The organism is Paenibacillus sp. JT31N17 (assembly GCF_056269255.1).
Genome location: NZ_JBWDNP010000001.1, coordinates 41,624 through 67,592, shown reverse-complemented (window position 1 = coordinate 67,592; position 25,969 = coordinate 41,624). Strand labels below are relative to the sequence as shown.

At 52.1% G+C, this 25,969-nt stretch carries 22 protein-coding genes; 4 read left to right on the top strand and 18 right to left on the bottom strand.

The features are described from left to right. Positions 1-39: 39 nt before the first annotated feature. Positions 40-1,362 carry an ABC transporter substrate-binding protein gene (locus tag AC0YOB_RS00300; RefSeq protein WP_475791035.1) on the bottom strand — a complete coding sequence of 441 codons (1,323 nt, stop codon included), beginning with the start codon at positions 1,360-1,362 and terminating at the stop codon, positions 40-42. Between the two features lie 267 nt (positions 1,363-1,629). On the opposite strand from AC0YOB_RS00300, the gene AC0YOB_RS00295 reads away from it, so the two are divergent. Both AC0YOB_RS00295 and AC0YOB_RS00290 read left to right on the top strand, forming a co-directional pair. Beyond that, the gene (locus AC0YOB_RS00295; RefSeq protein WP_475791034.1) at positions 1,630-2,358 is read left to right on the top strand and encodes a response regulator transcription factor; all 729 of its coding nucleotides are present in this window, start codon (positions 1,630-1,632) and stop codon (positions 2,356-2,358) included. 15 nt (positions 2,359-2,373) lie between these two features. Next, on the top strand, positions 2,374-4,176 hold the full coding sequence (locus AC0YOB_RS00290) for a histidine kinase (protein WP_475791033.1): 1,803 nt from the start codon (positions 2,374-2,376) through the stop codon (positions 4,174-4,176). A gap of 127 nt (positions 4,177-4,303) precedes the next feature. On the opposite strand, the gene AC0YOB_RS00285 is transcribed toward AC0YOB_RS00290, so the two are convergent. From AC0YOB_RS00285 to AC0YOB_RS00265, 5 genes are all read right to left on the bottom strand, one after another. Further along, a complete protein-coding gene (locus AC0YOB_RS00285; RefSeq protein ID WP_475791032.1) occupies positions 4,304-5,509 on the bottom strand; it encodes a multidrug effflux MFS transporter in 1,206 nt (401 codons plus the stop codon). Positions 5,510-5,751: 242 nt separating this feature from the next. Further along, complete coding sequence (locus AC0YOB_RS00280; protein ID WP_475791031.1) at positions 5,752-6,459, bottom strand: C40 family peptidase; 708 nt, start codon at positions 6,457-6,459, stop codon at positions 5,752-5,754. 185 nt (positions 6,460-6,644) lie between these two features. Continuing rightward, entirely contained in the window at positions 6,645-7,772 is a 1,128-nt protein-coding gene (locus tag AC0YOB_RS00275; protein WP_475792270.1) for a PAS domain-containing sensor histidine kinase, read from the bottom strand. Positions 7,773-7,797: 25 nt separating this feature from the next. Continuing rightward, complete coding sequence (locus AC0YOB_RS00270) at positions 7,798-8,451, bottom strand: response regulator (RefSeq protein WP_475791030.1); 654 nt, start codon at positions 8,449-8,451, stop codon at positions 7,798-7,800. A gap of 33 nt (positions 8,452-8,484) precedes the next feature. Then, positions 8,485-8,970 (bottom strand): hypothetical protein, encoded by a 486-nt coding sequence (locus tag AC0YOB_RS00265; protein ID WP_475791029.1) that lies wholly within the window; start codon positions 8,968-8,970, stop codon positions 8,485-8,487. Between the two features lie 337 nt (positions 8,971-9,307). Between AC0YOB_RS00265 and AC0YOB_RS00260 the strand changes: the two genes are divergently transcribed. Next, entirely contained in the window at positions 9,308-9,820 is a 513-nt protein-coding gene (locus tag AC0YOB_RS00260; RefSeq protein ID WP_475791028.1) for a DoxX family protein, read from the top strand. An 85-nt stretch (positions 9,821-9,905) separates the two neighbouring features. Here the strand turns inward: AC0YOB_RS00260 and AC0YOB_RS00255 are convergent, their stop codons facing one another. From AC0YOB_RS00255 to AC0YOB_RS00215, 9 genes are all read right to left on the bottom strand, one after another. After that, a complete protein-coding gene (locus AC0YOB_RS00255) occupies positions 9,906-10,856 on the bottom strand; it encodes a sugar phosphate isomerase family (protein ID WP_475791027.1) in 951 nt (316 codons plus the stop codon). 31 nt (positions 10,857-10,887) lie between these two features. Continuing rightward, positions 10,888-11,598, bottom strand: a complete 711-nt coding sequence (locus tag AC0YOB_RS00250) for a PIG-L deacetylase family protein (protein ID WP_475791026.1) — start codon at positions 11,596-11,598, stop codon at positions 10,888-10,890. 52 nt (positions 11,599-11,650) lie between these two features. Continuing rightward, positions 11,651-12,385 carry a metallophosphoesterase family protein gene (locus AC0YOB_RS00245; protein ID WP_475791025.1) on the bottom strand — a complete coding sequence of 245 codons (735 nt, stop codon included), beginning with the start codon at positions 12,383-12,385 and terminating at the stop codon, positions 11,651-11,653. A 22-nt stretch (positions 12,386-12,407) separates the two neighbouring features. After that, positions 12,408-13,082: an HAD family hydrolase gene (locus tag AC0YOB_RS00240; RefSeq protein ID WP_475785740.1), complete on the bottom strand. Its 675-nt coding sequence runs from the start codon at positions 13,080-13,082 to the stop codon at positions 12,408-12,410. Between the two features lie 194 nt (positions 13,083-13,276). After that, positions 13,277-14,845 (bottom strand): extracellular solute-binding protein, encoded by a 1,569-nt coding sequence (locus tag AC0YOB_RS00235; protein WP_210045724.1) that lies wholly within the window; start codon positions 14,843-14,845, stop codon positions 13,277-13,279. Positions 14,846-15,055: 210 nt separating this feature from the next. Continuing rightward, a complete protein-coding gene (locus AC0YOB_RS00230) occupies positions 15,056-16,858 on the bottom strand; it encodes a sensor histidine kinase (RefSeq protein WP_475791024.1) in 1,803 nt (600 codons plus the stop codon). Between the two features lie 428 nt (positions 16,859-17,286). Next, positions 17,287-18,366: an AI-2E family transporter gene (locus AC0YOB_RS00225; RefSeq protein WP_475765341.1), complete on the bottom strand. Its 1,080-nt coding sequence runs from the start codon at positions 18,364-18,366 to the stop codon at positions 17,287-17,289. Between the two features lie 175 nt (positions 18,367-18,541). Beyond that, positions 18,542-19,345: a class I SAM-dependent methyltransferase gene (locus tag AC0YOB_RS00220; RefSeq protein ID WP_475791023.1), complete on the bottom strand. Its 804-nt coding sequence runs from the start codon at positions 19,343-19,345 to the stop codon at positions 18,542-18,544. Between the two features lie 27 nt (positions 19,346-19,372). Next, a complete protein-coding gene (locus AC0YOB_RS00215) occupies positions 19,373-20,113 on the bottom strand; it encodes a methylenetetrahydrofolate reductase (protein ID WP_475791022.1) in 741 nt (246 codons plus the stop codon). 146 nt (positions 20,114-20,259) lie between these two features. Here AC0YOB_RS00215 and AC0YOB_RS00210 point away from each other — a divergent pair, with 146 nt between their 5' ends. Next, positions 20,260-21,684, top strand: coding sequence for an RsmF rRNA methyltransferase first C-terminal domain-containing protein (locus tag AC0YOB_RS00210; RefSeq protein WP_475791021.1), 1,425 nt, complete (start codon positions 20,260-20,262; stop codon positions 21,682-21,684). 498 nt (positions 21,685-22,182) lie between these two features. Here the strand turns inward: AC0YOB_RS00210 and AC0YOB_RS00205 are convergent, their stop codons facing one another. The 3 genes from AC0YOB_RS00205 to AC0YOB_RS00195 form a co-directional block, all read right to left on the bottom strand. Next, complete coding sequence (locus tag AC0YOB_RS00205) at positions 22,183-22,977, bottom strand: Cof-type HAD-IIB family hydrolase (RefSeq protein WP_475791020.1); 795 nt, start codon at positions 22,975-22,977, stop codon at positions 22,183-22,185. Positions 22,978-23,055: 78 nt separating this feature from the next. After that, on the bottom strand, positions 23,056-23,820 hold the full coding sequence (locus tag AC0YOB_RS00200) for a pseudouridine synthase (RefSeq protein ID WP_475791019.1): 765 nt from the start codon (positions 23,818-23,820) through the stop codon (positions 23,056-23,058). After that, positions 23,821-25,800 carry an RsmB/NOP family class I SAM-dependent RNA methyltransferase gene (locus AC0YOB_RS00195; RefSeq protein WP_475792269.1) on the bottom strand — a complete coding sequence of 660 codons (1,980 nt, stop codon included), beginning with the start codon at positions 25,798-25,800 and terminating at the stop codon, positions 23,821-23,823. Positions 25,801-25,969 lie beyond the last annotated feature (169 nt).

Here is a 25,969-nt window from a genome sequence, read left to right as displayed (position 1 = left end):
TGTTCCCTCCTTTGCCCGTTCATGGATGAGTCCAGTGAATTATTGATGACTTTTGATTTCCTCCAGCTTGGCAGTCAGTTCCTTGATAATCTCGTCGGCCGCTTCTTCCGGTGTGCTCTTGTGATAACCAAGCTTCTGCATGATGTCGGTGGCAATTTTGATCAGCTCGGCATTGTTGGTAATTCCGTTCTCCGGCTCGCCGCTTGTTTTCAGTGCCAGCTCCGTCGCATCCACGATAACCGAATCAAGCTTGTCCGCGCCTTCCAGCGCATCCAGAGCGGCTGAGCTTGCCGGTACGCCTCGTACATCTCCGAGAATAACGGCCGCATCTTTATCATTAAGCAGCCAATTCATCAATTTGGCCGCTTCCTCTTGATGCTTGGAGCTCTTCGCAATGGAGAGCAGCTGTGATGGACGATTGACCACCGCCGTCGTCAGCGCGCCTTTCATTATAATTTCAGGCAGCGCCCCCACTTCGAAATCGACCCCATCCTGCAGTGAGGGAATGGTTGAAGGCCAGTTCTTCGTCATCCCGAACTCTCCCTTGAACCATTTCGGATGCTTGTCCAGATTGTCCTGATAAGGGGCGGATTCCGCAAAAGGCTGAACAACGCCGGCGTCAAGATATTTCTCCAAATATCCCAGCGCCTCGACGGCTAGCGGTTTATCGAAGCCCAGCGTATAATCGTCCTGAATAAACTGCTTGCCTGTTTTCTGCCTGACATAGGATTTGAACATGGCCAGGAAGGTGTTCGGCCCGGCATTCAGCAGCACATCCGCACCGCCGCTCTCATCGTGGACTCTCTTGCCGATTTCGAGCAGATTGTCCCAATCGAATTGTGTGTCTTCCGGTATGTTGTATTTTTGAAAAAAGCTTTTGTTGTAGGAAATGATCATTCCGGTCGACCCCGTCGGAAGGCCCTGCAGCTGATTGTTCAGAACCGAATAATCCTGCAGAAATTTCTCGTCGAAGGTGGACAGGTCGATAATATCCTTGAATGTATTCAAATCTGCGAACATGTCATCCTGAGTGGAAAAATCGTAAATCCAGGGCTGATCCACCTGAATGAGGTCAGGCGCAGTCCCGCCGGCCAGCTGTGTTTTCAGCTTCTGCTCATAGCCCTCGTATCCGCTGTATTCAGCCTCGACTTTGACATTCGGATTCAGCTCCATATACTTCTCCAGTGCGGCCAGTGTCTGCTCATGCCGGGCATCGCTGCCCCACCACAGGAAGCGAAGCGTCACCTTCTCCTGCTCGCCTCCCCCATTACCGGTTGACGAACCGGAATTGCCGCATCCGGCAAGCGCAAACGAACCAAGCAGAAAGACGCCGAGCAGTAAAGCCATCCCTTTTTTCATCATATTGCTTACAACCCCTTTTCTTTTTTTTTTGATTGATCAGCAGCATATACTTTTTCTTAGTGACACTTTATCAATTCATGGCGCGATTTGGTATGCACCGGACTCGCGTTTATACCCCTTTGTTTTAGAAGCTTTGGGAATCGTTCCCCATAAAGGGGCGTTATTTTAAGAAAAGGGATGCCAGCTATAGATAATCCGCAAAGCATTCTCCCTCCCATGCTATAATCAGATTAAAACGCTTGCATAATACGATAGGGAGACCCGAACATGTATCAATTGCTTATCGTGGACGATGAATATGAAATCCGGCATGGCATCAGCAGCTATTTTCCATGGGACGAGCTGGGATTCCACGTCGCGGGTGAAGCGGAGAATGGACTGGAAGCGCTCAACTTTATCCGCGGCCATGCGGTGGATGTTATATTATGCGACATTAAGATGCCGGTCAAATCCGGACTTGAGCTGGCGAAGGATCTGAAAGCGATAGGCGATCCGACCCGGATCGTATTTTTGACCGGACACAAGGAATTCGAGCTCATCAAGGAGGCGCTGGTTTACGGTGCCAGAGATTATATCGTAAAGCCGACCAAATACCAGGAGCTGGCCCAGGTGTTCCAGAAATTAAAAATCGAGCTTGATCAGGAGCGGCAATCCGAACCTGTTCATGAGGATGACCAGGACAGCGATATCATGATCCGAAAAATGAAAGACTATGTAAAGGAGCATTTTCAGACCGTTCAATTAAAAGATGTCTCCCGGATTGTCCATATGAATCTGTATTATATCAGCACCTATTTCAAAAAGAAGACCGGACAGTCCTTCAGCGATTATGTTCTTTCCGTGAAGATGGAGAAGGCTGCACAGTATTTGTCGGACCCCCGGTACAAGACGTATGAGGTGAGCGAGCTGGTGGGCTACGGCAATCCCAAAAACTTCTCCAAAGCGTTCAAGTCCTTCTACGGAAGAAATCCGAGACAATTTCGAAGCGGCCAGTAAGAGAGGAAGCCTACGATGTGGAAGCAGAAATATATGTTCAAAAATCTTCTTTTCTTTCTGGTGCCTTTAATGGTGCCTATTCTTATTTTTGGCGCTTTTTCGATACTGATCACCCAGCATTTCATCAAAAATGATGTAAACCAGAAAAACTGGAGTCTGCTGGCGCAAACAAGAGACTCTTTGGAACTGATCCTCAATGAGATGGATACGCTGTCTTTAAGCTATCAGGCCAATCACAACATCTCCGTGCGCCTTAAATCGATCCTGAACGCAGCCCGTCTGGAGTACGAACAGGTTCTGCAGCTGGAATTATTCATCAATTTCCTGAGCTCTCCGGCTAATGCGCGCCCTTATATCGATTCGATTTATGTCTATTACGACAACCCCGCCGGACGGGTGCTCACCTCGACCGAGGGGCTCGCCACGATCGGCAATTTCTACGATACCGATTGGTTCCGCTCCTATCAGGCGGGAAATAGCGACGATACGTGGATCGAAGAACGCGATATCGACCGGTTCGGCCTCGGGAAGAACAGGATCGTCACCATTTACCGCAAGCTGTATACACCAGGCTCGAAGCAGGCGACCGGTATTCTGGTATTGAATATATCACCGGCCTATATCGACAGCCTGCTGCAGGATCTGGCTCCTTCCAAGGAGCAAACGCTGCTCATTGCCGACCAGCAGGACCGGATTCTTTTTCACAGCAACCGGACACCGGATTTATCTGCGACCGATCTGCAGCAGATAAGCGCTTCCCCTGCGGACCAGCTGCCGCTTCGGACAAGCACTCAAAACTATGCGGTATCCCATATTCAGTCCGAGCAGCATGAGCTTCATTATATCCTGCTTATTCCGCAGGATGTCTTGTACCGCGTGCCTACGCTGCTGCGGCAGGTTACTTTCATTCTGCTGATTGCCTCATTTCTGATCGGGATTGCCATCACCTATATTTTGACCAAACGCAATTACAATAACTTAAAGAACATTGTGTCGATTATTTCAGCAGCCAAGCATGACCGGCCTTTGCCGATACAGTTGAATAAGGTTTCGGATGAATACGGCTTTATTTTGCAAAATTTTATCAAAACGTTTATCGAGCAGGATTTTCTGAAAACACAGCTGTCCAATCGAAGCTACGAACTGAAATACATGGAGCTGCTGGCGCTGCAATCGCAGATCAATCCCCATTTTCTCTACAATACCCTGGAAATTATCAACTGGAAGACGCTTGGACTGTCCGGCGGACCTAATGACGCCAGCAAGATGATCGAGCATCTCAGCGATATTTTGAAATACGCCTTGAGCAGCCCGAAGCAAACGGTTATTGTAAACGAGGAAATCCGCTACACGGAAATTTATCTGGAAATCCAGAAAATCAGAAACAAAGACAAGCTTTCGGTTATTTGGGATGTGGATGACGATACCAGATATCTGCCGATCCTGAAGCTGATTTTGCAGCCTTTGATCGAGAACAGTATTTATCACGGAATTAAGGAGAAGACGGGAAGATGCGCAATCAAGATTAAAATCCATCATAAATCCCCCAACATATGGATTCGGGTAATCGATAATGGCAGGGGGATGACCAAGCAGCGCCTTAAAGAAGTACGGGATAGGCTTGAAGGCACAGAAGTGCTGTCCGTGCACAGCGGGGACGCTTCTTCCCGCAGCGGCTCCGGTCATATCGGATTGTCTAACAGCAGCAAACGGTTGATTTTATCATATGGAAGAGAGCATGGCCTTCGCATCCTCAGCAAGGACGGATGGGGAACAAGCGTGGAAATCACCATCCCGATCGAAGACCGGCAGTCTTAATGAGGCCGCAAAGGTAAAACCTGCAAGTCACCAACTCGCCACAGACAGTCGGCAGTCCTGACAAAAAAGCCTGCACCGCAGAGCGAAAGGGTGCAGGCTTTTTTGCATGCTGGCTGAACGCTGATGCTCAAGCAAGCCTTGTCTTCGGCACTCTAACGAGTCCAAAGTAAGCAAGCAAGGCCAGGAAGCTGGTCGACAGCAGAATAACGCCCATTGGAACAGCCGTGTACTCGCCCGCCATCCCGACAAGCGGGGAAACGATGGCGCCAATTACGAACGGGAACAATCCAAGCAGGGCCGATGCGCTCCCCGCGATATGACTCTGCGTCTCCATCGCCAGCGAGAAGGAAGCCGTCGATGTGATGCCGATTGACGCGACAAATATGAACAGCAGCGCAACCAGCGCAAACAACGGCCCCTTCAAGAGAATAACGAGCAGAACCCCGATACTGGTCGTCCCCGCGAGCAGCAGCCCGATCGTCAGGAAGCGGCTCTCCGATACCCGATGGGCCAAACGGCCAACCACCTGGGAGCCTAGGATCAGGCTGATCCCATTGGTTCCGAATAACAGGGCAAACAGCTGTGGAGATGCTCCGTAGATGTTCTGATAAATAAACGGCGTGCCGGATACGTAGGCGAAAATTCCGCCGATCATAATGCCCTGCGCAAGCGCATATCCCATGAACTGCCTGTCCCTCAGCAGGACCTGGAAATTTTTGAACAGCTCGCCAAGTCCACCGGGTACACGTTTGTCTACCGGCAGGCTTTCCTCCAGCTTCCAGGCAGCCGTGACAACCAGAAGAATCCCCACGATGCCAAGTGTAACAAACACGCCATTCCACGATGTAAAGGAGATGACGCCGCTGCCTGCTACAGGAGCAATAAGCGGGAACACATTGTTCACCAGCATCAGTATGGAGAAAAACTTGGTCAATTCACGGCCGCTGTAATGATCCCGCACGACGGCACGGGAAATGACAATGCCGGCCGAGGCTGCAAAGCCCTGTATAAACCGGGCCGCAATGAAGAAAATTATATTCGGGGCGACCGCACAAACAAACGAAGCGATTAAATAGAAAACAAGTGAAATCAATAAAGGCTTGCGTCTTCCATGAACATCGCTCAGAGGGCCCATAATGAGCTGTCCCAAACCTAATCCGACCAGACATGCGGTCAGGCTCAACTGAACCAGCGATGCTTTTGTTCCAAAATCAGCTGCAATCTCAGGGAATGAGGGCAAATACATATCGATCGTAAGCGGACCAAGCGCTGAAAACGCGCCTAAAATCAAGGCAAAGCGTATTGAATTTTGTTTCTTTTTTTCTGTTGTCATTGCTGCTGCTTCTCCTTACTGCTACTGGATGTTGGTAAAAAGGTTAGTATCTTCCTTTCTTATATTGGCTATCATTTATTGTAAAAACGGCTGAATTCTATAATAACACATCCTTCTGCTTCGTAGAGTAATGAAATAATATTAAATTTTCAAAACATCCGCCATACTGAACCTGCAGCCGGTATAACACGGCAAAAAAGCCGCCATGAAGGCAGCTTTGTTCGAAGAAATACAAAGTTGTATTAGTCCTCGTGGCGGTCTCCGTACCGGTTACCGGATTTCCATCCTTCGTTATGTTCCCAATGAGATGACTGATTGCCCGTTTGCTGATCCGTCGGAGCTTTAACCACAGGCTGTGAGCTATCGTCTGCAGGCTGAGTTGACTGATCATCCGATTGCTGATCTGCCGGAACATTCGCAGCAGGCTGTGATGCCTGATCTTCCGAAATGACACGACGTGCCGTAACAAAATCATGATCCCACGTGCTTCCCGCAAAATCGGAAATTGTAACGCCTATGCCGACCCGGTAAGTGTGGAGCAATTGTCCGTCACCCATAAAAATCGAGACATGATTAATCGTTCCGTCCCCGTTCGTATCGGAGAATACCAAATCGCCGGGCTGCAGATCGCTTTTGGCTACTTTGGTTCCAGCCTTCGACTGCTCGCGCGAGGAACGGGGAAGATCGATCCCATTTTGCTTGAATACATATTGGACAAAAGAGGAACAATCAAATGAACTGGTTATTCCCGATTTTGCCCCAAACTTATAAGGAACGCCCAGAAACTGCTTTCCTGTTGCAATCACGTTGTCCGCAGTTGAGGCGCTGGAGGAAACAGCCGCTTGAGCTGACTGGGGTGTGATTAGTATGCTGCCGGAAAAGGCAACCGTGAGACTGAAGCCGATTCCTGCGATCATTTTGACCATGTGGTTTTTTTTCATGTTGTCCATGTCTCCCTCCCAATAGGAAAGTTGGATTTGGCGATCACCTGATACCACCATAACACAACTTTAAACAACCACCATTTCCCATTGGTTAAGAAAACCCTTTCACCACCTGCATTTCCCTGCAATTATGAGAGATTGATGAGAATTTGCTGAGCAGATTAGCCTTGACAAAATAGACAATATAAGTCTCAGTCCCTGAAACCTTCCTCTGCAGAGCTGCCGTTATCGAACTGCGTTTGTTCACGCTTCAATATTAGTGTCACCGTTGTGCCGAGACCCTGTTCCGTTGCGAGCTGAACCTGGCCCCCTGCGATACGTGCACGCTCTTCCATGCTGAACAATCCCACGCCCTTGGTGTGAGACTTCGTATCGAAGCCATGACCTTTATCGCTGATTTGCACGGTGATTCCGGCATCGGTCTCAAGCATCGACACTTCGGCTTCAGCCGCGTCGGCATGCTTGGCGATATTGGTCAGCGCTTCCTGAACGATCCGGTAGACCGCTGTTTCTGCCTGTATATCAAGCCTTTTACGGAGATTGCAGGTAAACTTTACATCGATGCCGTAATGCGAGGAATAATTCTCGATATAGGTTCGAATCGCCGGCACCACGCCGAGATCATCCAGCACCGAAGGACGAAGCTTCCAGGCCAGACCGCGGACATCCGCCATAAGACCGGAAACCATTTCTCGGATGCCCTGAAGTTCATCTTGTCCCTTTTCTTGACCGGAAATATAACGGTCAAGCTGGATTTGCAGGGAGAACAGGCTTTGACCGATTCCATCATGAAGCTCCCGGGAAAACCGGCGCCGCTCATCCTCCTGAATTCGGATCACATTCGCAATCATTTCCTGAAGCTCCTGCTCCACCTTCTTGAGCCTTGTTACTTCATTGCGGATGGCCAGAAATTGATAAGGCCGGCCCTCTTCATCCACGAACGGAACGATGGTCGTGCTTACCCAATAATAGCTGGCGTCCTTCGCACGGTTGCGGATTTCTCCAAACCATACCCGGCCGGAGCTGATCGTCTGCCACAATTCCTGCATAAACGCTTTATCATGATACCCCGAATTAATGATCCGATGATCACGTCCGATCAGCTCTTCCCGCTCATATTGCGAGATTTCACAAAATTTCTTGTTCACGTACTGGATGCGTCCACGGTGGTCGGTCAAAGCAACGATAGAGGACTCATCAAGAGCAAATTTGACATCGGCCAGCTGCTTGAGCGATTGCTTGATAGCGCCGCGGCTTTGCTCGTCCCGGATCACATGATCGAGGCTGGACAGCAATGCCTCCACATGCTGACCAATCATTTCGGACTCATGGCTTTTTGGCTGATCACTCAAAGCTCAACAGTCCTTTCTTCAACGCATATTTGACCAGCTCGGGCCGGGATTTGAACCCCAGCTTTTCCATCACATTGCTTTTATGCGTTTCTACTGTTTTTACGCTGATGAACAGCTGCTCGGCGATATCTTTATTGGCATAGCCCTTCGCGGTCAGCGCCAGCACTTCCCGCTCCCGTTCCGTCAGCGTATCGAATTGGTCCATGCTCTCTCCGCGGTTCATCCGATCCATATACTCTTTCATCAGCCGCTTGGTCGCGGTCGGGTACAGGTAAGCGTCTCCCTTGGAAACGGCGCGGATTGCGCCAAGCAGCTCTTCATGGGGCGCGCTCTTAAGCACATAACCCGATGCTCCGGCATGAATGGCGCGGAACAAATATTCGTCGTCGTCATGCATGGTGAGAATAAGGATCGCGGTATCAGGCAGCCTGGACTTCAACTCTGCGGCCGAGGTCAGACCGTCCTTGCCGCTTGGCATGCTCAAATCCATCAGCACCACATCAGGGCGCAGCTCCACCGCCTTGCAGATTCCTTCATCTCCCTCTGAGGCCTCTCCGATCACTTCTATATCGTCTTTACCGCTGAGCAGCATGCGCAGCCCCGAACGAACCATCACATGATCGTCGACAATGATGATTTTGATCATAGGCACCTCCAGCCGCTTCGGCAATATATTCTCTTAATAGGGGTCGGGATAAACCTCGCTGGTCTGTTCTTCACTGCGGCTGCTCTGCAGCAGCTGATGAATATTCGGCAGCAGTGCCGCTGCCTCCCCGATTTCAAGGACTCCAAACGGTCGGCCGGTTCTTCTTCCAACTAACAGAACGCCCCCGGGAATCCTTTGCCGCACAGGCGGGAGTGCAAAAGCAATGGCTGCGGTCAGCTTCTCCGCGAGCATGACAGGGCATTCAGCGGCCTTCATTCCCCCTGAAGAACCGTCAATCCGGCAGGTGGTTCCGTGGCGGAGTACCATACCTGCCAGACCGACGCCGGGAGCCACCGTCAACCGACAAGTCCGCACGCTCCGGCTCCCCCATAGATACTGCCACTTCATCTGCCGGACACCGGGCAGCAGCACCGCCAGCGCGGCAAAATCGCCAGACATGCGGGTGCACAGCCTGTTCAATTCGCGCCTGATCTCAATATCTGCCGGATGAGTCATCATGCAGTCCCTCCTCCTATAACGGCGTTCATAGTCCGTTTGTCAGCTACTCTACATTGTAAACAAGGAGTCCTTGTTTGTAAGTAGGGGAACTCCCTGAATTCCAGGACGAAGAAGGTTCGGGGAATTCCCCTCCCATAAATAGGGTCATCCCCCGATTACGGGAGCTGGCCGTTTCCTCTATGATGAAGACACGACCTGACATGAAGGCGCCAAGAGAAGCTTGGGAGTATTTCATGTGAAAATGGCTGCATGGATTAGATCCGAGCCGCTTGGAAGCGTACTGTTCTGCCGGGCTGTACAGAATGTGAAACATAGACAGGGAGAGGGATGATTGAAGATGATCCATACATTTTTAAGAGAAAACGTTTATGCCGCCGGGCTTCTGCTGCTGCTTCGCCTTTATGTCGGCTGGGAATGGCTGACAGCCGGATACCATAAGCTGATGGACGGCTTCGACGCCAAGGGATTCTTGACGGGCGCAATCAGCAAGCCGGTAACAGATCAGGGCGGAGAACTCGTCTACCCGAATTTTACTGCCTTTCTGGAGCATTTCGCCCTGCCCAATGTCAAGCTGATCAATATCCTTATTCCTCTTGGCGAGGTGTTGATCGGTCTCGGACTTATCGTTGGCGCGTTGACAGCAGCGGCTGCGTTCTTCGGCCTTCTGATGAATTTCATGTTCATGTTTGCCGGAACGGTCAGCACAAATCCATGGTTGATACTGCTTGGCGGACTTATTATGATTGCGGGTGCCAATGGAGGCCGGCTTGGTGTCGATTATTATGCGGCCCCCTTTGTCCGGAAGCTGTTCCATAAAAATTCATTTCATGGCGCCAAACAACAAAGCTAAAACCGGATAACGCCGCAGCGAATCCCGATCAGCTCTGCAGATGTATGGAGCCAAGCAAAGCCGGGCCCACTCCTCAAGCCGGATCTCAATTAATTTCCGCATCAAGCGGACCTGCGAGTTCCCTGAGGAAAAACAATTTTCCCGGAAGTGTCGGCATATAGGTGGAAGGCAGCCACATGTCGGGGCCGTAGCGCAGCGTTGTCCAGAGCGAAAGCCCCTGCCACTGCATGCCGCGCCCCAGAGCGCCGTCGCAGCCGCCGATGACCCTGTCGGATTGGAGAAACAATCCTGGTCCAATGGTATTAGCGCGGCAGGGCACCAGCGTTGTGCGGCTTTTGAAGCTGGTGATGGCATTTTGTTCAATCGTCAGAGGGTGGAGCTTCGCGCCAAGCCGGTGCGTCTCTTCCCGCCACTGCTGTTCTGTGCTGAATTCCGCAGCGAAATGCGGCTCCCAGAAAGCAATATGCAGCATGCGGCCGATCCCGAAGACGGTAATAAGCTCGGCTCCATCCTTCTTCAGCCTCTCTATCCTGGATGCATAAGCCGGCAAGCTGTCCGCAGTAGCAAAATTTCGCTGCTTTACCGGAACCGTCAGCTCGCCAAGCGGCCCGTAGAATGCCTGCTCCATCGCATATTGAAAAGATCCTTTATTCTCCGGCGGCAGCGTGCGTCCATCCCCGTCGCTCCATTCATCCATGTTAAAGCCGTGGACATGCGAGCAATCCACCTGCCACTCTTTCAGAAAATAGACCGCCCATTTATACATCCCCATCGGTCCAGCCGGCAGTATGATCGCCAGCTTGCGGCCCGCTTCTTTGCTTATCCGGATTTCCCGGGCGATTTCATGGCCCATCTTCACATCCAGCTCCTGCACCTCTTCACAGGAAACCGGCTGAAAGTCCGCATGCCAAAAGGCTTGAGGCTCCTGAATGCTTTCCGGGCTGTTCGCGCAGCATTGGTCGATTCTGTCCATATCCCAGCCCCCAGGATAGAAGCCTTCCAGCATGGAATCCTTCAGCGTTCGCATAAAATTCATCGCCGTCACGCTCCTGTTCTTCTATTAACCGTTAAGGGAGAAGCCGCTCCGTTGTCAGACGCGGCCATGCCTGGCACTGCTGAAAGCCTTCCGCGTACGCTTTGCCGCACTGCAATCCGCGAAATTTGGAAACGGTCCGGACAAAATCCAGAAAATCGATGCCGTCATGCTCATACAGCCATTTGATCTGGCTCTGATGACAGTCGTTCATTTGAATTTTAACATCAATGAAATCCGATATATCCACATATTCGGTCGGCAGAAAGCCTACGCCCGCAAGCGTATCCATATAGAAAATCGGGGCAACTTTTTCATGTGCGGGCAATCCGTTTTCAACTGTATAATGGGGCACGGTTGCTGCGAAGCTGGCATCAAACACCGCCCTGGATACCTCCATATGATCCTTCATATAATCCTCGGGCGGGTGCGTGATGATATAATCGGGCTTCACCTTGCGGATCACCCCGGCCAGCCGCCAAATCAGATCGGCCTCATCCGACTTGACCGTCAAATCGGGCTTATCCAGGCTGATGACCTGAGCGCCGATCAGGGCCCCCGCATTCCTGGCTTCCTGCTCGCGAATCTTGATCAAATCCGCAGGCGCAATGACTTTATGCCCTTTGTCGCCATTCGCCACATGCACCATCGTAATTCCATGCCCCTGTGAAGCAAGCTTTGCCAATGTTCCGCCGCAGCCGATTTCCAGATCATCCGGGTGACACCCGACAGCGAGCACATTCACGTGGATTCCTCCTCCTGCCTTAGCCAGATCGTTTATTCTCCTTTTTCTCCATTCATCTCTTCTGTCTGCCCCGGTATACAGCCGTTCTGAGCTCCAGCGAATAAGACTCCAATTCGGGCATCTCCGCCTCAACCGCCTGCCGGATCGCAAGTTCAATATCATACGGCACTCTCACCAGCTGGATGCCAAAAGGGGACAGCTCCGCACAATGCAGCTGCCCCTCCAATATCGCATAAGAAGCCTGGTTAATCTCCAGGGGATTGCCCACGCTTCCCGCATTAAACAATGTTTTTCCTTCGAAATTCTGCACATATGCATTATGAACATCGCCATATCCAATAACATCCGCATCGCCCGCATACTCGCAATATTCGGAATGCCGGAATAAGGACAGTCTCGACTCATGGGTATCCCACGGCTGAATCCGCTCATGCACACTGCGGGGTGAGGCATGGAACAGTCTGATATGTCTGCCGCTCATTTCAAACTCAAGGATCATCGGCAGACTCCGGAGGTAATCCAGCCGCCCCGGGCCCAGATTGTTCTGATGCCAGATGATTGTGGGGTATTCGCTGTCTTTAGCCATATTCTCATCCCAATTTCCTCTGACCACGATCGTACAGACCTCTCTGACGCGGTCAACTGCCTTATCCCCGCTTGGACCTTTGCCAACCAGATCGCCCAGACAATAAATGGTTGAGATCCCCCGTTTATGAATATCCGCTACCACCGCGTCCAATGCAGGGATATTCCCGTGAATATCCGAAATAACGGCTATCCGATCCATGAAATCACCTCAGTGTTTTCGTTTAATTGACCTTGTGGCGCGCACTCAGAAATGCGATGACTTCTTCCAGACTCTTGTCTGTCATGGAGTCGATCAGAAGATCATAATCCGCAAACGCAAACTGTCTGGTCATTTCGTTCGGCACGACCACGCAGTGAAGTCCGGCCGTCCTGGCGGCATTGAAGCCATTCAGGGAATCTTCGAAAGAAATCGCCTCATCCGCCGCAACCTGAAGCTTGCTCAGACTTTTCAGGTAGAGCTCAGGATCCGGTTTAACCTTCGATACCTCATCCGCTGTTGTGACATAATCAAAGTACTCCGTCAGTTGAAATTGATTAAAGAAAGGCTCAATCCATGAGATGGTGGAGCTTGTCGCCAATGCCGTCTTTAAATTCAGCTTCCGTGCCGCCTTTAAATAATCCATCACACCGGGACGCAGAGCCGATTCGAACAGCAGCTTCGAGTAAATAGCCTGAAACTTCGTACGGACGACTTCCGGGTCAATGGTTTCTCCAAGACAATCGGATATGTACGTGTAGGGATTGAAGAGATCATGGCTGGTGCCTACGCATTTGGCGTATTCCGCCAGGGGCAGCTCCGCTCCAAATTCGCGGTATACCTCGCAAAATGCATGATAGGATGGCGTTTCCGTATCAATAATCAATCCGTCAAAATCAAATACAACTGCTCGAATCATGCAGAATCACTCTTTTCTGTCAGGATGTCTGTCTGTTAACGGAGATCCATTTCACCGGGCTCCTACTCAAAATCATACAACAGATTGATGGGCAAGTGTAACTTATCAATAGAATCATTTTATGCGCGTTTACGGCTGATCCATGCAAACAGGGATGCTCCATTTTGGAACATCCCTGTTTTACGCCTGGCTTTTTATTTTTTGCTTGCCAGATAGGTATCGATTTGCTTTTGCGTCTCCTGCAGAATCTTGTCAAGACCATTGTTTTTCTGCTTCTCAATATAATCCGCGACCGCTTCATCCACATTTTTGACCATCCCGAATTCAATCGGTCTGCTGATTTCCTCCGTCGCCTGATCGCGCTTGGCTATTTCATTCTTCATGGCATCTTCGGCAATAAACAAACCGTCAATCGGGGAGTTCACATTGTTTGGCTGGCTGGCGAATTCCGCTTCCTTCAACCAGAAATCCTGGCCGTATGTCATCGTCGGACGCATGAACTGCGGCTTCCAGAAAGCCCACTGCCCGCCCCACTCCATATAGTTGCTGGTTGTTGTCGTCATGCCTTCGGGATACTCGGTCGCTTCGCCACTAAGCACATAGGTTTTGCCTTCAATGCCGTACTGCACCAGGTCGTACAGCGTCTTGTCGGTTTCTATCATATCCAGGAAACGCAGAACACGATCGGGATGCTTCGAATTCCGGTTGATGGCGACTACATTGGCCAACGCAGTCCGGTTAACAAACTTTTTATCGGGATAGAGCAGCGACGTTTGCTGCTTGTAGTTCGGATCGGCAAAGCCCGGATCGGCATTCGCCCATTCATGGGAGGTGACGGTGAAGAGCGTTTTGCCGTTTCTCCACTGCGCGGCTCCGTCCTCCTTGTCGATCATCGCATCGCGGTTGATCAGCTTATCGTCATACCATTGCTTGGCCAGCGCCGCTGCTTCCTTGAAGAAGGGCTGCTGCTCAATCGGTTGAATCTTGATAGCAGGATCATTCAGATAGAAGCCGAGTCCGTGAAAATTAAGATCCACCCACTCATCACGAATCATATAAATGGACAGCGGCGTCGTCCGCGACAGCTTCTCGTTCGGATACGCTTTCTTCAAATCCCGCAGCAGTTTATCGATATCTTCTATCGTTTTGATGGAATCGGGAGCTATCGTGATTCCGGCTTTCTCGGCCAGATCGGCCCGCCACCCGGCGAACTTGCGTTCATTCATCTTCATCGTCCACGGAAGCCCGACGATTTGACCGTTTACGGTAGCCGCGGACAGCGTTCCCTGCTCTTCATATTTTTTGTTCAGATTGGGAGCATATTTCGGAAGCAGGTCATTAAGAGCCATATATGAGCCTTTAGCCGCCATTTGCTTGTAAGACAGCCAATCTCCGTCGAAGTTCATATCCCAGTCGTCCCCGGATGCGGCCATGACCAGCATCTTATCCTTGAAATCGCCGAAAGGAATGAAGTTGACATTGAAGCGGATATTAAGCCCCTTGGATTTCACATAATCGCTGATTGCAGACCAGACCTCATCGGTCGCCGCCTTCTTGTCCCCGCCAAAATAAAACTTGAGCAGCACCTCGTCTTCCTGCTCCGGCGCCGGTTCGGCCGCTCCGTCGGTTGTTTCGGACGTATTGGCAGGCTGATTCGACTGATTCGGCTGATTGCCCTCATTGCTGCTGCTGCACGCAGCAAGCAGCATTACAATTAGCAGCGCGGCCATGAACAGCGGTATTCTTGATTTTCTTCCTGACATCTGGACTTCTCCCCTTACTTGATCGAATGATGTTGCAAATCTTGATAGTATAATCATAAGTTTGGGGGCAAAAGGTTACTATGAGCTAATCTTATCCTTTGCGGTGCGATATTAGCCTGTTGGCCGGGACTTCTGCATGAGGGGAAGGCACACCCTTTTCGCTAGCTTTTTTGTCATGGTGCCCTGCGCAAATAACGGCAAAAGCCGCCCTTACCGGACGGCTTCCGCCACTCCCGCCCGCAGCGTCTCTTCTTCAAGGATCGGATGCCGCAGGGTGATCTTCGTCCCGATATCCGGACCTGTTTCGATTTTCAGCTTGTAGTTGTCTCCAAAATACAGCTTAAGGCGGTCATTCACATTCCGCAGCCCGACGCCTCTATGCACAGGCTTGCCGCCATGATCCATGTCCCTGTTCAGCTGTACAAGCGTCTCGTCCGGAATGCCTTTCCCATTGTCCACAATATCGATAACCATATCCTTACCTTCCCTGCGGGCGGAAATCAGAATTTTGCCTTTCTCGAAATTGTCCCGTATGCTGTGCTGGATGGCATTCTCTACCAGTGGCTGAAGCAGCAGGCGCAGAAACGGACTCGACATCGCTTCGCTGTCGCAGGCATACAGGATTCGCACCGTCTGGCCCATCCGGGCCTGCTCGATCAGGACATAGGCCTTGACCTGCTCGATTTCACGCGCCAACGTCGTAATTTCATTCCCCTGATTCAAGCTCAGCCGCAGCAAATTGCCAAGTGCCGAGACCATTTCACTGATATCGCTCCGCCCATGGCTCTCGGCCTTCCAACGAATGGACTCCAGCGTGTTGTATAGAAAATGCGGATTGATTTGATGACTGAGCACCTGGAACTCCAGCTCCTTCTTCTTCCTCTCGGACCGGGAGGCCTCCTCTACCAATCCTTCTATCCGCTGCGTAAGACTGTTTACCCCCCGGTACAGCCAGCCCACCTCATCCCCGCGGGACGAATTGGGAAGCTGCCTGAAATCCCCGGTTTCCATTCTTCTCATCAGCCGGACCAGCTTGGCAATAGGCTGCGTATAATTAATTGTGATATAGACGACTACGCCCAGGCAGCAGATTAAATAGACAATGAGAAAAATAACGAGCAGCCGGTTAATCTCATCAATCGTTCCCGTTAATTCCTGAAGAGGCGTAAGGCTGACAATCGACCAGGGAACGGAATCCATTTTGACAAAAGTGGCCAGATAGGTTGTGCCCTCCATGGTAATGGACTGCGAGCCCTCCCTGCCCGAATGAATAAGCTCATTAAACCGCGGCGAAGGGAGCAGGCTGCCCGTCCATTCATTACGGCCGGAATCGAAGAAAATCATGCCCTCATCATTGAGCAGCAGCAGCTTCTGTTCAATCAATTGATCCGATGGCGAAAAGAAACGCTTCAACTGGTCCTCGGACAAATCGGTCGCAATGATTCCGCGGGGAATCTGGTCGTAGAGTCCCGAGAATCTTTTTACATAAGAAAGCAGCGGCTTGGAATATTTGCCCCGCTGGGGCATGGACAAGTGCCATGTCGGACTGATCGAGGCTTTGGATTCCAGAAACCATTCCTCTTCTCCAACCTCTACGGATTCACCGATTGTGCTCATATAAGAGGGATAGTGGGAGGGATTGATGGGGTACACATGCACCCGGAATGCATCGATCAGGGGCGTGCTCGGATACAGGATCGTCAACAGGTTGACCGTGAACGCTTCTTCCTCGGCCTGACTGCCGGGCTCCTTCTCCAGCAGCTCCTGAAGCTGCTTGTTGCCGATGAGATCATTCACCTGGTCGTTGACAGAATTCAGATAGATTTCGAAATTTTTTCTTGCCTGCTGCAGATAGCTCATGGACATGGTCGTATTGGCATGAGAAATGCCTTCAATTGATTTGATATGCGCGTAATAAGCGAACAGCAAAAAAGGGACGATAATGATCATAAAAAAGATCAAAATCATCCTGTTGCGAAAAGACGATGCGAAGCGCAGAGAGACTTTATTCATCCGTCAATATTCAAAAGAAGCATGATGCGCCTCCCCCTCTCTTCGATGATGATAGCCATTATGACATCAATGTCCTACAATCTTATACTTGTTGCAAATCAAGATGCAATATGGCATTCTTAACTCTTTGTGGGACATTCATGCCGGATTGCTGCCCTTGATACTGGAAGTGCCGGCGATTTTTATACGCTACTTGGATACGTCAGGTCCGCTGCATATTCAAATAATACATTATTTGGTAACCGTCTGTTAATAGACAATTTCTCGAAAAAAACCTGCCATAGAGAAAAAACGGGATATGGAGACGTGCAAGTCTCATATCCCGTTATTTATTCTTGTTATGATTCGGCTGTATTCTCCTATTCATATCCGCATTTCTTTTCTTGTCACTTCACGCTTCTCGCAAGCGTCCCGTTATCCCGACCAAGTTACGCATTCTCCCAGCTCTGCTTGAAGAACAGCTGATAGACCTTCGTTACGATGATCTTGAGAATCATGTAAATCGGGATAATAAGCAGAATCCCAATAATTCCGGCCATATCTCCTCCCACCAAAGCAAGGATGATCGTCGTCAGAGGATGGATATCCAGCTGTTTGCCAAAAACATACGGAGCAATCAGATTATCCTGGATTTGCTGTGCCACCAGAATAATAATAAGCGCCCAGATTGCCGTCGTAGGCGATTCTATAAACCCGATAATGACAATCGGAACCGCCGAGAGAATCGCACCGACAAATGGAATGAAATTCAATATAACAGCCACTACGGTCAGCAGCAAAGCATAAGGCAATCCGATAATGAGAAAACCGCAATACATCAGAACACCCAAAGACAGATTCACGATCACTCTGCCCACGATAAAACCGCTCAGCGCATTGTCGATTTCGTCCATAACCTCGTTGCCTTCATCTCGAAACCGTTTTGGCATAAAGCTGACAATTTTGCGCCCGAAATTCCCGCCTTCCTTCAGCATATAGAACAAAATGATCGGGAAGATAAACAGGATGATGGCGAAATTGGAAATGATCGAGAACAGGCTCGTGAAATAATCCGTCAGCACGCCAAAACCTTTGTTCAGAAAATCGGTTAACCGGTTGAGCGGGCTAAGGTCCCCAGGGAACAGATTTCCGATAAATCCGTTCTTCTCCAGCTTCTCGACCTGCTCGCTGAGCGTATTGAACAGGGTCGGCGCATTATCAACCAGATTCACGAGCTGCGTCCGCAGGGAAGGCCATACCCCGATGCTGAAACCCACCAGAACAATGGCGACCACGAGATAGATCAGCAGGATGGACAGCGCCCGGTTTATTTTATAGCGTTCCATCATGTTTACAAGCGGCCGGAGCAAATAATAGAAAAACACCGACAGCATCAAAGGAACAATGATAATGCTGAATAGAGACAGGATGGGCTTGAAAATAAAATCCACCCGCGATCCCAAATAAATGATCCCTATCACCAGAAGGATCGCGATACACAATCGGATAAAGCTGTTCAATTTGATCATTGCTTGTCCTCCCCTGTCATTTCCGGTTTCTTTTATTTACCCGCTTCCAGCACAAATCCGACCGTTTCTCTTACGCTTCATTATCTCCTATGAATCCCCGCGCTTCAACCAATGGTTCCTGTTATCAAAAAAATGACCACCCGTATGCTCTATACGGACATGGTCATCAAAAATTTCATATTTCGTAAAATCCCTGTTTCCCTTTCACGGCCTGAAATAAAGCCGACTCCCCTGTAAAGCTGACCAGTTCTCCATCTTCTCCCCTGGTGATCGAGAAATAATCAATCACCTGCGGCTCGGCCTGAAGCATGGACGCTGCCAGCGCAGCCCGTTCGTCTTCCGGCAACCCGGATCTCTCGCACCAGGAACGATAATCAAACGTTTTCGGAAAACACGTCATCCTTTCAATCCGGAATCCCGTCGTTTCGATCATACGGACCCACTCGGATTTTTTATAGGCGCGCACATGGCTAGCGTCTCTATGCTTCTCGATCCGGTTATAGAATTGATCAAACGCGTCGTTCTCCGGCGTAATATTGTCAATCAGCAGCAGCCTTCCACCTGGCCTTACGACCCTTAGCGCTTCCGCCAAAAAAGCACCCGCATCGGCAAAATGATGAGCGGCGATCCGACAGGTGACCAAATCAAAGGAATCCCCGTCAAAAGGCAGCGCCTCCGCATCCCCCGCAACGAAATCAACATTGGCATGTCCATCGCTGCGGATAAACGCAGCTGCGGTATTGAGCATATCCTCCGTCAAATCATAGGCAATCACATGATGCACCAATGGAGCGAGCGCCTTGGCCACATGTCCCCCGCCTGTTGCAATATCCAGTACGTCCATCAGCTTATTGGCATTGGATGCGGCAACCAGCTGCGCCAAATCCTCGCCTTTGGCATGAAGCGGACTTGTGATATACTTTTCGGCGTTTTTGCCGAACTGCTGCTGTACCTGCTTTTTGATGGAATCTGACGACATGAATGTTCCTCCTTTATGCTCCAGTTTTTATTGAAAAATCCCCTTCAAATAAGCGGCAATATCATTTTTGATCGGCATGAAGTAGATATTGCTGCCACTTCCATAAGCATAATCCAGCGCCTTGCGGCCAAACGCAATATTCCATTCCAGCGTAGGCTCGAAATCCGCAGGGAAGAGGGCTTTATTTTTTACCTCCCAGTAATTTCTGGACTTCACGGACGTTACCGGCGATACTCCCCAGAAGGTATCAACGGGCTCCAGCAGCTTCAGGTACTTGTCCATCATGCGAAGATCAAAAAAAGGCTGTGTGAAAAATCCGTCAGCCCCCGCATCGAGCTTTCGCTGCGCGTACTCATATTCGGCCTGCACATCGCTTCGATAGGGATCCAATGCGGCATAAATCCGGGTCTCGGGGCTTACGGCCTTGACCTTCCTGATCAAATCGATGCTGGTGGTCGGATAAACGGCACGGCTCATATCCTGCGGCGCGTCGCCAGTTATGACGAGAATCTCTGAAATGCGATTGCGGTGCAGCTCTTCTAATAGTTTCATAGGAACATCGGGATCAAAATCAATAGCCCTTATATGCGGAATACTGTTCTCAAAATAGGGTTTGGATATGGCCGTGCCTTCCCAGCTGCGGATGCTCAGCCTGAGCAAATCTGGTATATTGACCGTATTGACGGATGGAAAATGGGTTTTGATAAATTGAAGCTCCTGCTGCAAATGCTCTGCTTGTCTTGGAACCAGTTCAATCGATATTCTCATAGGCACTCCTTTTTGTTGATAGCTTTATATCAAATTATAGCATGAATAGATTGCCGTATCAGGCTGTCCATTCGCCTCTTTATGGTATAATAATCTGCATTGTATTGCCCAGCCCGCCATCTCTGCTGAAAAGGAGCTAAAATACCGTGCCCGTCACACTCCCGGATGCTTTCATCCATCAAATGCGCCAGCTTCTGCCCCATGATATTGAAGCCTTTCTCCAGAGCTACAGCGCCCCCCGGACCTTCGGCCTGCGGATCAATCCGCTCAAGTCCGCTGCCGGGCAGCCGCTGCTTGCGGAAGCTGTCCGGCAGTTCAGGCTTGAGCCTGTCCCATGGTGCGGAACCGGCTATTATTATGAGGAAGCGTCAAAGCCCGGCAAGCATCCTTACCACATGGCCGGACTTTATTATATCCAGGAGCCCTCGGCGATGACGGCCGCGGAGCTGCTTGACCCTCAGCCAGGCGAGCTGATTCTTGATCTGGCCGCTGCTCCAGGCGGCAAAACGACCCAGATCGCCGGAAAAATGGCCGGTCAGGGCGTTCTGATCGCGAATGAGATCCATCCCGCCAGAGCCAAAATATTAAGTGAAAATGTGGAGCGCTGCGGCATCGCCAACGCTATCGTGACAAGCGCCGCCCCGGATGAATTATCCCGCCGGTTTCCGGGACTGTTCGACCGGATTATGCTGGACGCCCCATGCTCGGGCGAGGGCATGTTCCGCAAGGATGAAGCGGCCATCGGTGAATGGTCGGTGGCGCATGTTGCCATGTGCGCGGCCAGGCAGGCGGATATTCTGGATCATGCCGCCATTCTGCTGAAGCCCGGAGGAAGGCTGGTCTATTCAACCTGCACCTTTAACCGTATAGAGAATGAAGAGACGATTGCCGCCTTCTGTACCAAATATCCGGCGTTCAGCGTTATGCGACTGGAACGCATATGGCCGCATATAGAACGGGGAGAAGGCCATTTTGTCGCTGTGCTCCATAAGGCCGGGACTTCTTCCCCCGCGTTTGCTGGAGATGCTGGCGACAGCCCGCCTGCCGCGGAGCAGCACCCGGGCAAGTCAAAGCGTGAGCGCCGCCGGAATCATACCGCAGCGGGAACCAGCGGCCTCGAAGCGGATATGGCGCTCGTGCGCGCCTTCGCCGAAACGGCGCTGCCCGGCGGATGGACGCTGGGGCCAGGCGAGCCGCTTCGCTTCGGCGACGCCCTCTATTGGCTGCCGCATCCGGCAAGCGGCGGCATAAGCCCCATCGGGGCGGGGGACCTTAACGGTCTCAAGGTCCCCCGCCCCGGCCTGCACCTGGGCGACGTGCGCAAGAACCGCCTGGAGCCGGCGCATGCTCTGGGTATGGCAGTCCCGGCTGGCTCCGCCGCATGGATGCAGAGCTACCGGCCCGAGGCGCCGGAGATCGCCGCCTTCCTGCGCGGAGAGACTCTCCCCGCGCAGGAGGGCAGCACCGGCTGGGGCCTCATAGCCGTAGACGGCCTCCCGCTTGGCTGGGGCAAAGCCAGCGGCGGCCAGATCAAGAACCACCTGCCCAAAGGGCTGCGGCGCTTCACCTGAAGAACACCAGCTCGCCAGCTCCCGACACTCCCCGGCAGCTGCCTTCCATAATTGAACGGCAGTCTCTGCATGTCGCAGCAGGACATATGCCCAAATATGGCCGCAGCCTGGGCAGCTGTCCAGTCGCATGCCGGTTTTCTTCATATTATACTGTATACCGAGTACCGAAGATCATCATGAATGACCAGAAGAAACGGTGCCGGAATTATCTTTCAAGGGAGAAATTTGCTTGTCCGGAGCTGTCGGAGGATACGGAGGTTTCACTTCGGCCGGCGCAATATTGGTCTTGTTCATTCTGCTGGTCATCTTAACCTGCGGAATCCTGTACGGATCGATCCCGTTTGCGCACAAGAAGAGCTGGCGCCGTCCTTGGGCGGCGCATCAAGCTTCTTCTTTCCAGAAAATACATATGACGGAAAGGCAGACTTTCTTACAGTTAGAATAAAACCGCCTGAGGGAGTTCCCTCAGGCGGTTTTTCATTCCCTATAAAGCCTCCATCACCACGCATAAGTACGCAGCGCATAGGCGACACCATCTTCTTCATTGGAGAACGTCACCGCGTTCGCAGCTGCCTTAACCGCCTCGGGCGAATTGGCCATCGCAACGCCAAGTCCCGCGAAGGTCAGCATGCCGATATCGTTATAATAATTGCCGATAGCCATCACCCGGCTGCTGTCGATGCCGCGCACATGCGCAAGCTGGGTAAGCGCCATGCCTTTGCCGGCTTCCGGATGCTGCACATCAATAAAATATTCTCCGCTGCGTATCGGCTTTAGTCCGTCCTTCCACAAACTCCAGTCCGCCTCGATCCTGTCCATCTCCGCCGCGCTGCCAAATACCGTAAACTTTACTAGTCCCTCCGGCAGAGCTGCGGCGCTATCCCGCCAAACCGGCTTCACCTCATAGCGTCCATACATGGCCTCCGCTTCCGTGGTGATGCCTTCAATCATCAGATCAAACGCCGTGTTTATATCAAAATGATAGCCGCCCTGCAGACAGTACTCCCGGAAACGGGCAAGCTCAGTGCCGGATATCGCATATTGATGAATCACCTCTCTGCGGTCCGCATCGACCGTCGCCGCTCCATTATGCGTAATCATCGTACCCGAGAGGCCAAGCTCAGCGAGTACCGGCAGCGCATTGGTCGGCCCCCGTCCCGTGCACAGCACGATCTCCGCTCCGCGGGAGGCTGCCTCCCGCACCGCGTCACGCACGGCCGGAGTCAGTACATGACCGTCTGTGAGAAGCGTTCCGTCCACATCAAGCGCAATCAAATCATACTGAATCGACATCCTGTCCTTACCTGCCCTTCACAAAATCACGGTTGTTTGCCTCAACAAACAGGCTTAATTTATGCACGGCAAATACGTCTAGCCGTTCTTGACCTTCGCCTCTTTAATCAACATGAGCTGCTCCAGCTCCGTTTCCGTAAGCGGACGGTACTCACCAAGGGACAAGGCCGGATCGAGCGCAAGCGGCCCCATGGCTACCCGTTTCAGGTAGATGACTTTTTTGCCCACGGATTCAAACATCCGCTTAACCTGATGAAATTTGCCTTCATGGATCGTCAGTGAAATTCGGCTGTGCACCGATCCCTCTCCCGCGGCTTCTTTACCGGTGATATGAAGCTCTGCCGGCATCGTCTGATACCCGTCGTCCAAAGCGACTCCCGCGGCAAAAGCATCCACATCCTCCCGGGTGACATCCCCCAGCACGACAGCCTCGTACGTTTTGGGCACATGCTTGCGCGGCGACAGCAGCTCATGAGCCAGACGGCCGTCATTGGTCAGCAGCAGCAGTCCCTCCGTATCTTTGTCAAGGCGACCGACAGGAAATGGCTGAAGCACCCGATCCACCGGATCAAGCAGCTCGATTACGGTTTGATCCCATTTGTCCTCCGTTGCCGAAATGACCCCCTGCGGCTTGTTCAGCATCACGTAGATCACTTCCTGGTACACAACCTTCTCGTCATCGAACAGGACAACCGCCGTTTCCGGATCAAGCGTGAGACCGTGATCCTTGGCACGGACGCCGTCCACGCTCACGCGCCCTTGTTTAATCGCTATTTTCACTTCGCTTCGCGAGCCGCAGCCCATATTGGCCAGCAGCTTGTCGAGCCTCATCTTCTTTGCCACTTATATCAACCTCCAACCGGCAGGCAGCTCATTCTTGAGCCAGCCTTCTCCGCCAACCTTGCCCCATCCAATGGGAAAATCATCCGCGCAAACCAGCACATAACCCTTTGCCGCGGCTCCAGCCGGCGTACTATGATCCTGTTCGTGCGGATCTCCGTCCCGCGCATCGGACCGGCCATCCGGCTCCCCGGCCCGAACCAGACGCTCTGCATCGATATGCAGCGTCTCGCCCTTCAAATACCGGAGCGTCGCTTCATCATCCGCGCCCAGCCGCAGACTCAGCGCCGCTTCCCCGCGCCGCAGTCCCAGGGCCAGCGCCTGCGACGGCTCAAACCGGTGCGGGCCGGCTTCGCCGATGTACCAGCCGGCCCGCACGACCCGCAATCCGCCGAGCGAAGGCATGCCCGGCGGCTGCAAATAGACACGCGAGCCGTAAGCAACCAGTTCGCCGGTCCACTGCTCCGCGCCGATCAGCTGCTCGGCCGCGAATTTCCCCCAGGACGCCGCGGCATCCGGAGCCGTTCCGGGGCTGCTGCTCCCCTTGTGGGCGGCAGCGCGCTTGTCGTCCCGTGCGGATTTTCCCCCATAGCTTATGCCGCCTGTTTTGTCCGTCCTTCCGCCGCGGGAGCCCTTCTCCACGGCATGAATTCTGACGCTGTCCTGAGGATGGCTGCCCTGCCGGCTCTGGGCTTTTTTACGGCTGCGCTCATCAGCATGACCTTGTCCACTGCTGTCTTGCGCTCCGTTAGCCTGACGCTTCGCCCCGGAATACCGTTCATCGCGGACAGGCCTTTGCGGATAACCTGACTTCTCTTGTTCATTAATCCCAGCTATGCTGGCGGCAGTCCGCTTCAGCTGCCCGCCGTGGCTTGACTTCCCTCCATGACGTTCAGGCTCCGCACCTACGGCACCGCTTCGCCCGCCGTCACTTGTCTGTTCATCAGCATCAACCGGTTTGCGTTTGTACAGGACCGCTGCATAATGCCCTTCGCCTCCGGTCAAATGCGGCCACAGCCGGACCGTACCCGAAATGCTTGCCAACCGCGCACAGCCCGCTTCGGCGTTTTCTCCGAGCTGGCCGACAAGCAGGTTTCTTTCGGCTATCCGTTCCATGTCAGGATCTGTATCATTAACAGCTCCAGCAGCCTTGCCAGCGCTCAATCCGATCCAATCCGGTCTGCCTGCGGCCCAGCCATGGGCAAGCTCAATGGGGACAATCTCCAGCAGCGGCTCCGCAATTAATAAAGCGGCGATTTGGGCTTCGTTTTCTTCAGGCGAGAACGTGCATGTCGAATAGACCAAAGTGCCGCCCGGCGCCAGCATCCGGCTCGCATGAACGAGAATATCCCGCTGCATGACGCTGCAGCGTTCCACTGAATGACGTTCCCACTCGGCAATCATCGATTCGTCCTTACGGAACATTCCCTCTCCCGAGCAGGGGGCATCCACCAGAATGCGATCGAACCATTCCTCGAATACCTGAGCAAGCCTCCCTGGTTCCTCGTTCAGAATAACCGCATTCCGCACTCCAGCCAGCTCGATATTTTTGGCAAGCGCCTTCGTCCGTTCCCTGGCATTGTCGTTGGCTACCAGCACGCCGCTGCCCCGCAGCTTGGCTGCCAGCTGGGTCGACTTGCCCCCGGGGGCCGCGCATAAATCCAGCACGCGTTCACCTGGCAGAACGCCCAACAGCTCCGCGGGCACCATTGCGCTGGGTTCCTGAATATAGTAAAGCCCCGCATGATAGTGCGGGTGCTTGCCCGGGCGGTCGGCTTCTTCATAATAGAACGCCCCCTGTTCCCAGGGAACACCTGTCAATCTATCCGAAAGCAGCGATAGCTCGGCAAAAGCCGCCGCCGTCAGCTTTAATCCGTTTACCCGCAGTCCGAATTTGCGCGGCCGTTCATAAGAAGCAATAAAATCGTCATATTCGCCCTGCAGCATGATTTTCATTTTATCCGTAAACGATTGCGGCAGCATGATGCCCACTTGCCAAAACCCCTCCTGCCGTTTCTCTCGTTCATCTAAAAGCGAAGCATATCTTTGCCGTTGCAGTCATTAACATATTGTATTATACAGCGCCCGGCTTCACCAACTGCTTTTTTCAGGCAATTCCAGTCCAAGCGGGAACAAATGGCTGCTGCGCGGC